Genomic DNA, 14,729 nt, shown 5'->3' with positions numbered 1-14,729 from the left:
CACGCGTCCCTTCAGGGACGTAGTAGCTGCCCGCGATCTCCTGGCAATTCTCGGGCAAAACAGGAAATGCCGCCGAGCGGGGCTGAGCACTCACAACGCGTAGCTTCGGCGCAGCACTCTGTTGATAACTTTATGCCTATTTTGGCGACGCTTCCCAAATGGTCGCCAGGCGGGTCACATTCCGCCCGGTGCACGAAACACGCTTCCGGCTCGACCCGATTTGCGTTTCGGGCTGGCACTCCCATTCGCTGATATTGAGCTGGCGTAGACCGCAATAAATCTGTCTCCGTTGCGACAATAAATTAGCGGCAAGGCAAGGTCTCCGTGCGGCCATTCGGCATCGGTGCCTGGATCGTTAGCAATCAACCTCGGATCAACGGCCGTCACTCACAGACAAAGGGCATGGTCCAGACACCCATCAGGCAGATCGCTGAAGCCCATGTAGTATGGATGCTTCTTACGCGAACGACGCTGGATCAGCGTTCCCTCCGCAGATGACCACGGCTATTTTCTCACCGGGCGAGCGGACATAAGCGCCCGAAACCAGAGCCGCGAAAGCGGTTGCGCCTCCGGGCTCCGAGCCAATCCTGAGCTTTTCCCATAGAACCCTTTGCGCATCGCGAATCTGCTCGTCCGACACCAGCACGGAGTCGCTCACGGCTGGAAGGAGAACGGAAAAAGGCACTTTACCGATACGCCTGCACCCAAGAGAATCCGCGGCAATGCCCCCTGTCTCGACGTCGACGGGCACGCGAGCCTGCAACGCGCGGTTTAGCGTCGGGCAGTTCTTCGGTTCGACAGCGACGACTTTTACGCGTCCGGAAAACCACGCTGCGATACCGCCAATAAATCCGCCACCGCCCACTGAAACTAGCACTGTGTCGATGTCCGGCAACTGCGCGTCGAGTTCGATCGCAATCGTGCCTTGTCCTGCGACAGTAGCGGCATTGTCGAACGCATGCACGTTAAGCGCTCCCGATTCAGCGGCCCGAGCTTCGCTAGCAGCGAGTGCCTCGACATAGGTATTTCCGGCTACAACAACTTGCGCACCGAGATCCGTCAGCATCTTGCGTTTGAGCGCGGTCGCAAGGCTCGGCACATAGATCTCCGCACGGACGCCTAGCTTTTGCGCTGCGTATGCGACGGCGATACCGTGGTTTCCTCCAGAGGCCGCGATAATGCCCGCAGGCGGAATAGGCTCGCTGAGCAAACGATTGAAAGCACCTCGTGGCTTGAACGAGCCTGTGACCTGAAGGGATTCGAGCTTCAGGAAAGTGTCGCCAGGAACGTCGAACCAACCGGCCTCCAGCTGGATAACGGGCGTGGTACGAATGTACGGGGCGATACGCTGCGCGGCCACCCGGATGTCGTCTTTTGTGATCATTTGAGCAGATCCTCCGAAGGGATGATAGTCACCGGCGCCTGACGACGCTCGTCAACCGTCAGGCGAAATACGTCAGGGCGGCTGTAATGGCCCGTTACATCAAAATCAAACTTGCCACGTGCAATATTTCGCAGATCTATTTCTGCTGTGAGAATGGTTTCTTCGCCAAACGCGGGACCTGCAAGGATTCGTCCAAATGGATCGATGATGCAGCTACCCCCAGCCTGAACCACCGCTTCGGGATCGTCTCCGAACAGACTCGCATAAGTGTCAGGAAAATCGCCTCGCCGGAGAAACTGATTGCTTGTAAGTACATAGCATCGACCTTCGATGGCAATGTGTTGCATTGACGCGACCCACGTCGGCCTGGAATCGGCCGTCGGTGCGCAGTAGAGCTGAATTCCCTTCGCATACATGGCGGTGCGCATCAAAGGCATGTAGTTCTCCCAGCAGATCACCGCGCCGAGCTTTCCAAGTGCGGTGTCCAGCACAGGCATGGTTGAGCCGTCGCCATAACCCCAGATAAGACGTTCGGCACCGGTCGGCATCAGCTTGCGGTGTTTGCCAAGAAAATCCCCAGTCGGACCGAAAAAGAGGACGCAGCAATAGAGGGTTCCCGCATCGCGTTCGATAACGCCGATCACCATATGAACGCCGTGACGCCCCGCAATCGCGCCGAGATCGTCGACGCACGGCCCCGGTACATCGATCGCCGATTCCCAATACTCGCGATAGGCATCCCTTCCTTCGTCGCTGCGTCCGCCGACGTACGATCCAAATGCATGCCCCTTGGGATAACCACCCACGAACGCTTCCGGGAAAACGACCAGCTTGGCGCCTCGGGACACAGCAGATGCAACCAGATCTTCAACTTTTTCCAAAGTTCGGCGCTGGTCAAAAGGAACCGGTGTTCCCTGGATGACCGAAGCGGTCCACGGCGTTCCCATGTTCGACTCACTCATTGCCGCCTCCTTGTGTATCTATAGTGAACATGTTAGTATCTATAATGAACATCATAGTCGCTTACCCGATTCTGGGCAAGCGATGCGTGTTCGTCTTCGTACAACTGCTGAGGAGAGAGGTGATGGGTGAAATCGCGACGGTCAATAGCGTTGAGCACGCGATCCGTCTCGTCGAGTTGCTGGCCGGTTCGGCGAATGTCGTTAGCGTCAGCCAGATGGCGCAGTCCCTCGACCTGCCGCGGGCGACGGTTTACCGGTTGCTCAAAACGTTGGCACAACGAGAATGGGTCATCCAGGAAGACAAGACGTATCGGCTCAGCTTCCGCCTTACAGGGCTCTTCGGTGGGGCTGGTGCGAGCGCGCAGGCGGCTCTGGCTGAGCGAATGATGCCGCTGTTGCATCATCTGGTGAATGAAACGGGTGAAACGGCTCACTTTGCCGTACTCGATGGTGATCGCGTCGTCTACCTTGCGAAAGTCGATTCTCCGCATCCGATTCGCATGTTTTCCCAGATCGGCTGGCGCGGACCGCTACATGCAACCGGTGTGGGCAAGGTCCTGCTTGCTTCGACAGAAGCGAGTTTGCTTTCGCGAATTTGCGATCATGGACTGGAACGATTCACGCGAAACACGATCATTGAAAAAGAGCAGCTTCAGGCAGAACTGGCGCAAATCCGCAAGCAAGGATATGCGTTGGATGACGAAGAGCTGATTGACGGCCTGACTTGCGTTGCGGTGCCGGTGATGAGCGGAGAACGGGTTCGCGGAGCGATATCGGTTGCCGGCCCAACGGCCCGACTTGGCAATCCAAAAGCATTGGCGAAGATCCTGCAAGCAGCCGCGAAAACGGCGCCGACATCCTTGTAGTGGTCGTGAGGAATTCTGTGTCCGACCGGCAGACATATTTCTTACGTGAGGCGAGCTTCCAGGCTACCCGCGTACCGCAATGGGTTCGTATGTCCGGTATCGAGCGCCTCGGCCGTCCCCTGTGGGTCGCTTTATGCCTTTCGCATACCTGCTGCGATCAGCGATCGATCGACATATGCGTCGGACCGGGTTCGGCCATGAACGGTCCTTCGCGATCGATCCGCGAAAGACCGTTCACGAGGGAAGGACCGCCTTTCGACGGGCGACTGCGACCGGCAACTCATCGGCCTAAACCGACTTACTACGACGGGACGGCCGCAACCCCTTCCAGCGCGATAATCCTTGTCGTCGCACATCTTTCACGGATCGCCTTGAGACGGGCGTACTCTGGCGAGTCATACCAAGCCATTAACGAAGCCATGTCCGGGAACTCGACGATGACGAGACGATGCGGCTGCCAATCGCCTTCGAGAACTTTGGTTAGTCCACCACGGCCCAAATATTTTCCGCCGTAGCGCGCCTCAGTAGCAGGTACTTCTCGTTTGTACTCTTCAAAAAGGGCGGGGTCTGTTACGTCGACATCGGCAATCAGGTAGGCAGGCATGGCGCAATCCTTTTCGCGGTGTGGTCCCACCGCCGACTGTGACCGCACTATTGTAGTCGGCAAAGGTGTCAAGCCGACTAAAGAACCGCCGGTTTCCGAAAAGAATGCTTAACAGGCCGGAGCTTCGAACAACCGCAACCGCGGAATAGGTGCAGACTGCGGTGAAGTCGAGGATGGCCGTTCTACCTAGATAAGCTGCCGTTTGCGCGCGATGCCTGCAACAGCAGAGATGGGTCGTTAGTGCTTGTTCGATTTCTCTGGAACCGGTCATTCAGAATGCCAACTGCCGGGAGGCTCGATTGGTTGGTTAGCGCGACAATCTGCCGACCAAATGTGACTGCGTGGGAGGGGGGTGTGGAGTGGTTCGCGACGTCATGAGATGCATCTATGGGACCGCGGTCAGCTATCGTCGTCGGCGTTATTTAAAGCGTCGAACAGATGTTGCTTTCGCGTGCCAGGTGGCGTTTGGGACCGTTGGTTGCTCGCGATAGCGGAGAAATACCGCATGCCGCGAAGCGTGCGGGTTGCTCCATGATCGAAGCGAGAGAGTTGAAAAGCTGAGTGAGGCTTCGTTCGGTCATTTGAGTGACCGGGTGAGAAGAGAAAAGCCGATCACACCAGCAGGGTGACGCCTGCCCAGGCGATTAGCACGACGCCCAGCACGCGGCCGACACGTTCACCGCCGGGCAGGATTTTTTCCACGAAAACGATCAGCGACAGCGCGGCTATCCAGACGAGATTCATGATGCCGCCGACGAACAACAACGCCATCAGCAGCCAACAGCAGCCCACGCAGTAAATGCCATGACGCATTCCGAGCAGGAAACTGCCTGTGACTCGAGGACGCCAGTGCGCGGTGAGGAAATTCACTGGTGAACGGCACTGCGTCAGGCAGGCGCGCTTGAGCGGCGAGAACTGATAGGCGCCTGCCGCGGCCAGAACGATCGCGGAAAGGGGCGCGCTCTTCGACCACAACATCATTTCCGAAATGAGGCCGGTCGGTTGCAGCACCTTCTGCAGCGATGCCGCGCAGATCGAGAAACCCAGCCATGCGCTTAGGTAACCGGCCAGGAGAAACAACGACGGGATGGCCGACCTGGCCTCGATCGCGTCGTGGCGCCGCAGTACGCGTCGATACAACAGGACGAGCGGCGCCGCGCTGGGCGTCATCATCGCGATCATCATCACCCACCACATGAGGATCACGGTCGGCAGCGACGGATCCATTCCCCCGCCGCCGTCTGCCAGTCGATGCGGGAACAGCGCGACGACCGTCATCTCGAGCGCGGACATGCCGATTCCGGCGCCCGTCCACAAGTAGACCCACGACAACGCGACGACGGCGACGATGCCGAGCGCGGTGATGACGCGCTCATGTCCGAGGATGTTTTCGACGCTACTCATGCGGCAGCGCGATGCCGGATCAGTCCTTTGTTATTCATGTGCAGTCGCGCGAACTGCGCGTAAGTCTCCTTGAGATCCAGGGCGATATTTCCGTGCGAGCGGCTGGTGCCGGAGCCGATCTCGGCAAGCTCGTATTCGAAGCCGTGCGGCAAGTCGATCCGAACGCGATGCTCGTCGCCCGTCACCGGATTGCGGATCGGTTCGCCGACGACGTCGAATACGCCCTCGACATGAATCCGACCGAGTCTGGCATCGACATCGACATCGAAGTCGATCTTCGTAAAGATCGGATCGAATGCCTGCTCGAGCGTCGATGCGAATACGGAGAATACCGTGGCGAACGGCTCGGTGTCCTGCCCCGTCATGATTTTCAGAATGGCATCGCGTTGCTCTGGGCTGGCCCGTTCGTCGACGATCGGCTGGCACTTGCCCTTGCCTTCGTGGATCGGTCCCGGCCACTGAAACACGACCGCGATGTTGAGGTCGTCGAGTCGCACGTCGCCGTAGTAACCGTTGCTGATCGAGATGGCGCCCATCGCTTCGCAGAAGCCGTTGTTCGGCAGTGCGCTGAATTGGCACGGGCAACCGTACGAGCAATTGCAGTTGAACAGTTCGGTGCCTTGGATTTCCCAGGGAGTCATGGTTGTTCTCCTTGTGCTCCACGATGAGTAGCGTGGTTCGAATCTAGTGTATGGCAGGGGGGTGGGAAGTCAAAGTTTGGGTTGGCTGGGCGCGCGGGTTATTGTGATGGGCGGCACATCTGATGTTTTGACGGAGGAGCCTGCGGTCGGAACGGCCGCTACCTGATCCCAAACCTGCCATTGACCCTGAGAATGTCCGCAGGCAGCTCCGGGTCGATCAGCGACAATCGAAACGCCCACCCAGGCTAGACGCCTAGCTGTTGCGACTTGCATTTGAAACCGGCCGTTCTTGCAATCGACGCGGTTCCCTGCTCGAATTAACTGCAACTGATGTCGGGTTGCTCGCGCGCCGCGTGAAGCTGGTGAAATATGTTCTACGTGCCTCGACGGCAGCGCCTCGCGTCGAAGTTCTCCGCCGATCTGGGAGATCGAACAATGAAAAGATTCTTGCTCATCGTCGCACTCGCAAGTGCGTTGATTGTGGTCGGCCGCCCAAATGCTGCGACGGCGCAGACCGCGCAGGACCTGTTCCGTGTAACGCTTCTCGGCACTGGCGCCCCGGATCCTCTGCCCGACCGCTTCGGCTCGAGCACGCTGATCGAGGCGGGAAAACAGAAAATCCTCATCGACGCAGGAAGAGGCGCTACGATCCGGCTGGATCAACTGCAGATCCCTCTCGGAAAAATCGATGTACTCTTTCTGACCCATTACCGTTCGGACCATACCGTCGGAATCCCCGATCTGTGGCTGACAGGATGGCTCCCGCCGCCCTTCGGGCGGCGCAATTCGGCGCTCCATGTGATCGGACCTGTCGGCGCCGCCGATCTGATGTCGAATCTCAAGCGCGCCTACTCCAATGACATCAAGGTGCGGATGGACGACCAGAAGCTTTCGCCGGAGGGCGTCGCCGTTACCGTCGAGGAGTTCAAAACCGAGGGCGTCGTCTACGAGAAGGATGGGCTTCGCGTTACCGCGTTCGAGAACAACCATGACAACCCCGCCGTGAGGCCGTCCTACGGTTATCGCATCGATTATGCCGGGCACTCGGTGCTCGTTTCGGGCGACACGAGCATGGACGAGAATGTCGTCAAATACGGCACCGGCACCGACCTTCTGGTACATGAGGTGTTTGCGGTCATGCCGGAATTGATGAAGAGCCCGGCGATCCAGCTCATCGCCGCGCACCACGTGACGCCGCAGCAGGCGGGCATGCTGTTCAGCCGCGCGCATCCAAAGCTCGCGGTTTACACTCATCTTTCAGTGATCGGCACCCCAGCGGTGCCACACGTCACCACGGACGATATCGTGTCCCAGACGCGGGAGACCTACAAAGGCGCGCTCGTGGTCGGAGAAGACCTGATGGCGTTCGACATCGGCACCGAGGGCATCGCGGTTTTTCGGCGCGGCGCCCGATAGCTGATCGGTAGGTCTAGCTAGTGACGTGCGGCCAGTCTGAGCCGGGTCGAGGGGCAGTTCAGGGTCGACAGTCGAGGTTCGTGGTCGACCCGCAGTCGCGTTGCCGTCGGACTCACGACTTTGGTCAGGAAGAGAAAGCCGCCGAAGCTGCCTCCCATGACCGCGCCTGCACCTGTGGTTGTATTGGCTCGGCGAGCACTGTCAGGCAAGCTATCACTGCGTCAGACGCGGCAGAAGCGCGAGCGCGTTCTCCCGGCCGATGGCACGCAAATCTGCGTCAGAGAGGCCGAGTTGCCTCATGCGCCGGACTGTCTCCGCTAAAGGTGCGTAGGGGTTGTCACTCCCGAAAAGAATCTGTGCCGTCGGCACCAGGCTGGTAAGTGCGGCGATCGCCGGAGCGAAGGCTGTATCGGCGATGTCGTAGTAGAGGCGACGGAGTTCGTACTCAATGCCGTTAGGGGCCTTCTCCGCAAGGTTTACTGGAGGGAACTCGAGCATGCGTCCGTACATCATCGGCATGGTGCCGCCCGCGTGCGTGAAGATAAAGCGTACGTTTCTGTATCGGGAGAAAGAGCCTGTGTACAACAGGTTCGCAATGGCGCGCGCGGTATCCTGCGGAATCTCGTCCACTACCGGTGGGACGTTTGCCAGCAAGGTTCGACAACAGAACGGCACGGTGGGATGCACGAACACCACCGCTTTGCGGCGGTCGAGTTCTTCGAAAACAGGCCTGTACGCTGCATCACCCAGCCACCTGTCACCGTAACTGGTCAGCAAACCGATTCCGTTTGCTTGCAGCACGTCGAACGCATACTCGATTTCGCGAAGACTACCTTCCTGATCGGGCAGCGGAAGGGCGGCAAACAGCCCGAAGCGGCCCGGATAGGTCCGGCCGAGATCCGCCGCATACTCGTTGACCCGGCGAGCTGTTTTCCGTGCCTGCTGCGCATCACCGAACCAAACGCCCGGTGTCGTGAGCGACAGTATGGCGGTGCCAACACCGCTGCCGTCCATTGCGTTAATCGCGTGCTCGGGCGCCCAGGTGTTCCACGCTGGAGTGAGCTTGCCGCCGAAAGACGCAGTGATCCGTTCACGGTTTTCAGCGAGATAGAAGGGTGGAATGTGATGATGATGTACATCGACCAGGTCTGACTTCACGATAGCCGGCGCTTGCGCAAATGCGCGCGAAAGGCATCCAGTCCCGATCGCTGCGGCGGAAAGCGCTACCTCTGCGACGCCGGTGAGGAATCCTCGCCTTTTCTCACTGACTGGGTCGGGGATCGAAGGATTGCAGCAGCCACAGCGACTGAGAAGCAGACGTTGCCCAAAGCGATCGTACATACGCTCCTCCCTGTGACGAAAGAAACGATTAGGTCGCGAGCGTGTCAGGAAATTCGTGGCTGGCCCCATCTCTCTACATTCAAGGTGACGATTGGCTGTTGGTCAACAAGGACGCAGCGCGGGACTGTACGCAACCGCTCTCTCCAACACGGCGGGCTCGGAAGTTTGACGCCACGCGGCCGGCGGTACGTTCGACGGGTAATCCTATGGCGACGGACGGCAGACTTGCCGGCTAGTCGGGAAACAAGGAGAACGGCGCGTTCGAGAACTTCAACGCCCCCCTTTGTTCGCTGAGTCCGCCTCGCGCAATGTGCAGCGGTGGCTGATGATATGTCCGCAGCCTGTCGCGTATGAAGAATGTCTGTTTGCTTGCGACACCGGCCGTTGCCTGCACGATGCCCTGACGGCCCGCTTCACGCCCTGAGGTAGTCAGTCAAGGTTTTTCAGAGGAAAGAGTTGGTTTCCAGGACTCCGGTTCGTAAGGATCGGGCAGGCCAGCCCATGTCGAAGAAGACGTCTGCTCGCCACTTCCTGGCGGTGACGGTCACTGCCAGGAAGTGGCGCAGGGAACCACGCGCGACTGCCGGCTATTGCCCGTCCTCAGCCGACGCATGTGCCTTGGAGGCGCTCTTCGGCGTTATGGTACCGAACAGTCCATTGACCTCCTCGTTAGGACCTGCCGAGAAGTACAACGTGTCCGGACTCGAGTTGCGGCCGCCACCGAGTGTCAGAGTCCACAGGCCGTCGATAGCCAGTGGATTGCCGAACTGATCCTCCAGCTGATCGACGAACGAGCCGTCATCGTTGAAGACATTGATTCGGCCATTGCCGAAGTTGCCAATCAGGATCTTGCCGCTGAAGCGGCCGAATGCAAACGATGCGCGTGTGATTCCCCAAGGCGAGTTGAGCGGCCCTCGGCTGGCGAAACGGCGCAGCAGGTGGCCGTCTGTATCGAATACATCGACGAATCCATGACCGTTACCAGCAACATCGTCGTGCTTCGCATTGTTCTGCTTTGCATAGGTGACGAAAAGGTCGCCATCGATGTTCGCGATGCCAAACGGCGCGTAGCCGGCCGGGATGTGTGGGTCGGTAAAGCTGCCGTCCGTCGTCGCGGGCGTGAACATGCCGTTCGTACCGCTCGGCCCGAACACATCGATCCGCCCCGAGCGAAAGTTCGTCGCAAACAGGAACCCGCCTTTCGCATTCACACCGAAGACGAGCCCCTTGTACACGGCCCCGTTGGCGGCGGAGGGAGAGGACGAGTTATCGACCGCGATCACGGCGTGGTCCGCCGGATTTAACCCACCGGCCCAAGCGGAAATCGTGCCATCCTCGGTCGCAAAGATGAATACGGCCGGGATCTTGGTCCCTGGCACGAGAAACGCCGGTGACGGATTCCACACTATTCCGGTCGGCGCCGCGGGCGCGGGACTCGGTGGATTGTTGGGAGAGAAGGGACGGCAGGCGCTGGGCGGTACGACATTGCCTGGCAGCGGGATGGAGACCTGCAGCGTTACCTTTGTCCCCTGGCCGTCATACAGCGTGGAGCAGCCTGTGGCATTGTCGTTGACCCAGAATGGACTTGCTGCCGGACTAAAGGCAATACCCCAAGCGTTCTGTAGTACCGTGTCGGGCTTCGGGGCAGCGCCTGCCACGTTGGACACGAGTGGTGTGACGACGTACGCACTATCGTCAGCGGCATGCCCGATTGTGAAACCGGCGGCGAGGACGATCACGGCCGCTGCTTTGAGACCCCAAGAGACCTGAGACATGACTACCCTCCTTCATCTGACTGGGCGAGAAATCGCTCCGCGATAGCGCCAGAGGCGAGTAAACGATCGCTGTAGTTCAAAAATTCCCGCGGTCCTCAAAAACTCTACTTACCACCCGGTCGAATGGCGCGATAGGGTCGACCGTGGGACTTCGACTCAATTCATGGATCAGAACGTGCTTCAAGCAAGCGCTCGCGATATGCCGGCTTTCGCGTCGCCAGGGTGGGCGACATGGATTCGTGGCTGCGTCGCCACGCGGTGTTTGTGACCGCCTTGAGCGGCGCCCTCTATGAAGTCGCCGGCGACCCCCTACGCCTTTCCTCGGATAGCGCCGGGGTTCGAGCCTTCATCCTGGCTATCCGTGAGGGATGGGAGGCCATGGACCGGCACGCGATCGGCTCCGCACCATTGTCGCTGTGCGCAATACTCGAACGGGTTCCGCTCCCCGTCGCGGTCGCATACTGGAAGCGCCTGCTCGCTTCGCCGCGAGGCGAATACTACTTCGCACGGCACGCGCGGCGGGCGGCCACTGAAATGTCGGCATTGGTGGGCGACGTCCTTGTCCTCCTGTGTGATGACGCGGTACCGCGTCTGCGTAGGTTGTACGCGTCGATAGACAGGGTGGCCGCGACTGCGAGGCAACCCGATCGACAAGCGAGGCCGCGGCCGTGAGAATCATTTTCGGAATTCTTGCGGCATACCTCGAACCGAGGCCGGACTGGGCGCTTACGGGGGCTTTGCTGCAACGGTCCCGAGTCGGCCACGAGGCGTCGTTCGACGGCCTATGGACTGAGACGCTCAGCCGACCGGTCTCTATTGGAAACAGCCATTCGGCCACCGACTATGCAGGTCGAATCATCGGCCATCGCCGCCGCTCTGTGTGACGATGAAAGGCCGGTGTAGCCCCAAGCCCTTCCATTAATCTGTTGAAATCCGATCCGACCTGATAACCACGTCGGATCGTTGCATTGGTGCTCGGGCTATACCGTGCAATACAAGAGAGACCCGGTGGATTGCCGCCGCGGCAATTGCGTGCCAGCAAATCGTCAATGAAGGTACGCAGCCTGCACTACGGTGAGGAGCGTCTCATGTGGACACGCCCGAAGCAGCTCGCTCGAATGTGATGTTCGCGCCTCAACCATTCCGCCCAGAGCGAGGGCGTACCCGACACAATTTCTATTTGAATTCCACTTCGACCCTAGGCGAGGCGCCGCAGGTAAATGCGCGCCACGCTCCAATATCTCGCCCTTTTGGACCTAATCTAGAATCAATCTTTCCCCCGTTCTTCGACAGGGAGTTCGCCATGGCACTTGATCTCGAAAATCGCTTCGGCCGCATCTCGCTTGGCTTCTTCCCATCGCCGATTCATCGGCTCAATCGCCTGTCCGATGTGCTCGGCATTTCGGTGTGGGCAAAGCGCGACGATGTATCGTCCGGGCTCGCGTTTGGCGGCAACAAGATTCGCAAGCTTGAGTGGCTCGCCGCTGACGCAGTGAAACAAGGCGCCGACACGCTCGTTTCCATCGGCAACATTCAGTCGAATCACACGCGCCAGGTTGCGGCCGTCGCGGCGGTGCTCGGCATGCGCTGCCGGCTGGTGCAGGAGGAGTGGACACACTGGGACGATCCGGTCTATGACAAGGTTGGCAATATCCTGCTGTCGCGGCTGATGGGCGCCGAGACGCTGCTGGAGGGCGAGGGCTACTCGACCGAGGTGAAGGAGACGTGGTCGCGCGCCCTCGAGCAGGTGCGTCGGGAAGGCGGCAGGCCTTACGCGATTCCGGCGGGTGCATCCGATCATCCCCTTGGTGGCCTGGGCTATGCGAACTTCACCGATGAACTCGCGCGTCAGGAACAGGAAATGGGCGTGTTCTTCGACACCGTGATCACCGCGACCTGCACCGGCTCGACACAGGGCGGCATGGTTGCAGGCTTCAAGGCGCAGGACAGACCACGCCGCCTGATTGGCATCGATACCGCATGCAACGAGGCGATGACGCGCCGCGCCGTGACGAAGAGCGCGCGACAGACGGCGGAACTGATCGGCATCGGCAAGTCGATCGACGACGCCGACGTGATCGTCGATCCGCGTTTCGCGGGCCCGGACTATGGCCTGCCCGACGATCGGACGATCGATGCGATCCGCACGGCAGCGCGGCTTGAGGCGATGCTCACCGATCCGGTGTACGAGGGCAAATCTATGGCGGGTCTGATCGCGATGACGAAGGCGGGTGAGATTCCGAAGGGAACGAACGTGCTGTACGTGCATCTGGGCGGCGCGCCCGCTCTCAACGCGTATTACAAGGCGTTCGCATGATCGGCTTGCACAAGATCGTGTGAGTCTGTAGGGGCTTCCAGGACTTCTGGAAAGGTCGACGATTTTGCGTCTTGTGCGACGCAGAAGTTGCCGCGTGTGGGGCCTTGCAGAAATTGATCTGGATGCCGCTGGCCTCGGGGGAATGCGGGGCGCGGAAGCCGCGTCCGTGAGGGAGTCTCGGAACCCTATGGCCGGCTAACGTCGGATCCGCGATCCGGCGTGGCTGTGTCACGCACTGGGGAAGATCTCTTGGTCAAGCTCCTGAAAGCAGCCGTTGCGTCGCCGCCGGACCGAACAGCAGAAGTGGGTCGCGAAGCGACGACCAGCGTCCTACCCTCATCGGACCGAAGCCGGCCACGAAGCGTCGTCGATCCCCGCGATCACTCAGTCATTCGAACGTCGGGTCTCGCCATGGCTTCCATAACGCGCCTGTGAATTGCAAGGCCGAGGTGGAGACCGACGAAGGATGAGCTCACTAACAAGCGCCTGCCAGGCTTGCACGTATCAGATGTCCCAAGACAGACGAATCCGCGCGCGAATGTCAGCCAGGCGCTCGATGGGCTCATTGGCAAATACGAGGCGCAGGTAGCGGCTACCGCTTGGCCCCCAGTTATCCATCGGCGTGGCCGCCACTTCGCCTCGCTCCAACAAGCGCCTGGAGGCCTCCGACGGTGCAAGACCGAGCTGTTGAGTATCAATCAGAAGAGACCATCCGCCGTGCGGACGAATCACGGGAAGATCCGTCAGCGCGGACATCACCGCATCGCGACGCCTTTCCCACTCTGCCGTCGCCGCGGCCACGCCATCATCGTCGGCAGTCAATGCGGCAGTAGCCCCTGACATTGCGATGCCGACCTGGCACACGACGTTCGATAGGCTGGTCAGCCGAACGTCGGCCATAAGCTGCTCCGGCCCGACTATCCAGCCGACTCGCCAGCCAATCATGCGGTACTCCTTGGAAACTGAGCCGACGGTGATGGTGCGCTCGCGCATACCAGGCAGAGAAACGGGGTGGACGACCTTCCGACCGTCAAACAGGATTCTCTCCATGGCCGCGTCATATACCAGCCACGCACCGGCCCGCTCGCAATGCAGGGCGATCGCCCCCCACTCCAGCGCAGACACGACGAAGCCAGTCGGCATCGACGGCGACATGATGAGCAATGCTCGTGTGCGGGGCCCAATCGCGTCAGCGAGACTCTCCAGGTCAAGTCGCCAGCCATCGATCCCTGGTATGAGGCGCGCAAATCTTGGCACGCCCCCAGCGAGGTAGACGCGATTGATCAGGCCTGCATAGGTCGGATCGGTGAGTACGACCTCGTCCCCCTTCTCCAGTGTCGATAGCAGGACATTCAGGATTCCGGCCAAACCACCCGCGGAAATGATGCATTCGGCATCAGGGTCGTATGTGGCGCCAGAGAAGCGTCGAATGCGCTCGACTGCGGCTTCCCGCAGCGCATGCTGTCCCATGAATGGTAGATAGCTGTTGGCAGCATCGTCATCGATCGCGTCGTGCGTGCGCCGGATCGCCGCCGGTGGCGGCCGCAAGTCAGTGTCGAGGTTCTCTAGCCGAAGAATGTTGGCGTTTCGCATCGAGTCCGCCTTGTCGGCCATCCTGTCAACCCCGATGCCTGGAATGTTTTGCAAGCGCGTGACTGCCATGATGTCCTCCTTGTCCCTACCAACTTCATTGAAATGGGAAAGCGGGCCAGGGGCAAGTGACATTACGCATCCATGCTGTTTCTACTTGGGCGTATTTCAATGCGAGCACTCCAGGCGGAGCGCAAAATAGCCAGTTTTCGAACGATGATCGATTACTGCCGGACCGACATCGGAAGCGAATGGCCGTTGGACTCAGACAGCCGCCATCGAGTTGGGGAGGATTCGAATGACGGAAATGGGTGTGCGCCGTGAAAAGGTGGCGCTTTCCAGCGGGTGTAAGTCCCGCCCGGCAACCGCTCCAGCCGGAAGCAACCGGAGCAGCTATGGAGGCAACGAAATGGCTGAAGCCTTCGGTGA

The 14,729-nt window shown here is 59.8% G+C and carries 11 protein-coding genes; 3 read left to right on the top strand and 8 right to left on the bottom strand.

What is annotated here, in order from left to right; genetic code table 11:
• Positions 1–457: 457 nt before the first annotated feature.
• On the bottom strand, positions 458–1,384 hold the full coding sequence (locus DLM46_RS33605; protein ID WP_115108239.1) for a threonine/serine dehydratase: 927 nt from the start codon (positions 1,382–1,384) through the stop codon (positions 458–460).
• Positions 1,381–2,346: a nitrilase-related carbon-nitrogen hydrolase gene (locus DLM46_RS33600; RefSeq protein WP_115108237.1), complete on the bottom strand. Its 966-nt coding sequence runs from the start codon at positions 2,344–2,346 to the stop codon at positions 1,381–1,383. The genes DLM46_RS33605 and DLM46_RS33600 overlap by 4 nt, the downstream gene beginning before the upstream one ends.
• Positions 2,347–2,390: 44 nt before the next feature.
• On the opposite strand from DLM46_RS33600, the gene DLM46_RS33595 reads away from it, so the two are divergent.
• Complete coding sequence (locus DLM46_RS33595) at positions 2,391–3,212, top strand: IclR family transcriptional regulator (RefSeq protein ID WP_244306467.1); 822 nt, start codon at positions 2,391–2,393, stop codon at positions 3,210–3,212.
• 301 nt (positions 3,213–3,513) lie between these two features.
• Here the strand turns inward: DLM46_RS33595 and DLM46_RS33590 are convergent, their stop codons facing one another.
• The 3 genes from DLM46_RS33590 to DLM46_RS33580 form a co-directional block, all read right to left on the bottom strand.
• Positions 3,514–3,816, bottom strand: a complete 303-nt coding sequence (locus DLM46_RS33590) for a DUF1330 domain-containing protein (protein WP_115108236.1) — start codon at positions 3,814–3,816, stop codon at positions 3,514–3,516.
• Positions 3,817–4,428: 612 nt separating this feature from the next.
• Complete coding sequence (locus DLM46_RS33585) at positions 4,429–5,220, bottom strand: DUF2182 domain-containing protein (RefSeq protein WP_115108234.1); 792 nt, start codon at positions 5,218–5,220, stop codon at positions 4,429–4,431.
• Positions 5,217–5,861: a DUF1326 domain-containing protein gene (locus DLM46_RS33580; RefSeq protein WP_115108231.1), complete on the bottom strand. Its 645-nt coding sequence runs from the start codon at positions 5,859–5,861 to the stop codon at positions 5,217–5,219. The genes DLM46_RS33585 and DLM46_RS33580 overlap by 4 nt, the downstream gene beginning before the upstream one ends.
• Positions 5,862–6,296: 435 nt before the next feature.
• Between DLM46_RS33580 and DLM46_RS33575 the strand changes: the two genes are divergently transcribed.
• The gene (locus tag DLM46_RS33575) at positions 6,297–7,277 is read left to right on the top strand and encodes an MBL fold metallo-hydrolase (protein WP_244306466.1); all 981 of its coding nucleotides are present in this window, start codon (positions 6,297–6,299) and stop codon (positions 7,275–7,277) included.
• A 213-nt stretch (positions 7,278–7,490) separates the two neighbouring features.
• Here DLM46_RS33575 and DLM46_RS33570 read toward each other — a convergent pair whose 3' ends face one another.
• Positions 7,491–8,618, bottom strand: coding sequence for an amidohydrolase family protein (locus DLM46_RS33570; RefSeq protein ID WP_115108229.1), 1,128 nt, complete (start codon positions 8,616–8,618; stop codon positions 7,491–7,493).
• 587 nt (positions 8,619–9,205) lie between these two features.
• Positions 9,206–10,393, bottom strand: coding sequence for a TIGR03118 family protein (locus tag DLM46_RS33565; protein ID WP_115108227.1), 1,188 nt, complete (start codon positions 10,391–10,393; stop codon positions 9,206–9,208).
• Positions 10,394–11,696: 1,303 nt separating this feature from the next.
• Here DLM46_RS33565 and DLM46_RS33555 point away from each other — a divergent pair.
• Positions 11,697–12,710: a 1-aminocyclopropane-1-carboxylate deaminase gene (locus tag DLM46_RS33555; RefSeq protein ID WP_115108223.1), complete on the top strand. Its 1,014-nt coding sequence runs from the start codon at positions 11,697–11,699 to the stop codon at positions 12,708–12,710.
• Between the two features lie 504 nt (positions 12,711–13,214).
• Here the strand turns inward: DLM46_RS33555 and DLM46_RS33550 are convergent.
• Entirely contained in the window at positions 13,215–14,372 is a 1,158-nt protein-coding gene (locus DLM46_RS33550) for a pyridoxal phosphate-dependent aminotransferase (protein ID WP_115108306.1), read from the bottom strand.
• Positions 14,373–14,729: the final 357 nt, after the last annotated feature.

Origin of the sequence: Paraburkholderia lacunae, from assembly GCF_003353175.1 — a bacterium.
In the GTDB taxonomy this organism is placed as follows: Bacteria; Pseudomonadota; Gammaproteobacteria; order Burkholderiales; family Burkholderiaceae; genus Paraburkholderia; species Paraburkholderia lacunae.
This window is presented reverse-complemented; position numbering and strand designations above follow the sequence as displayed.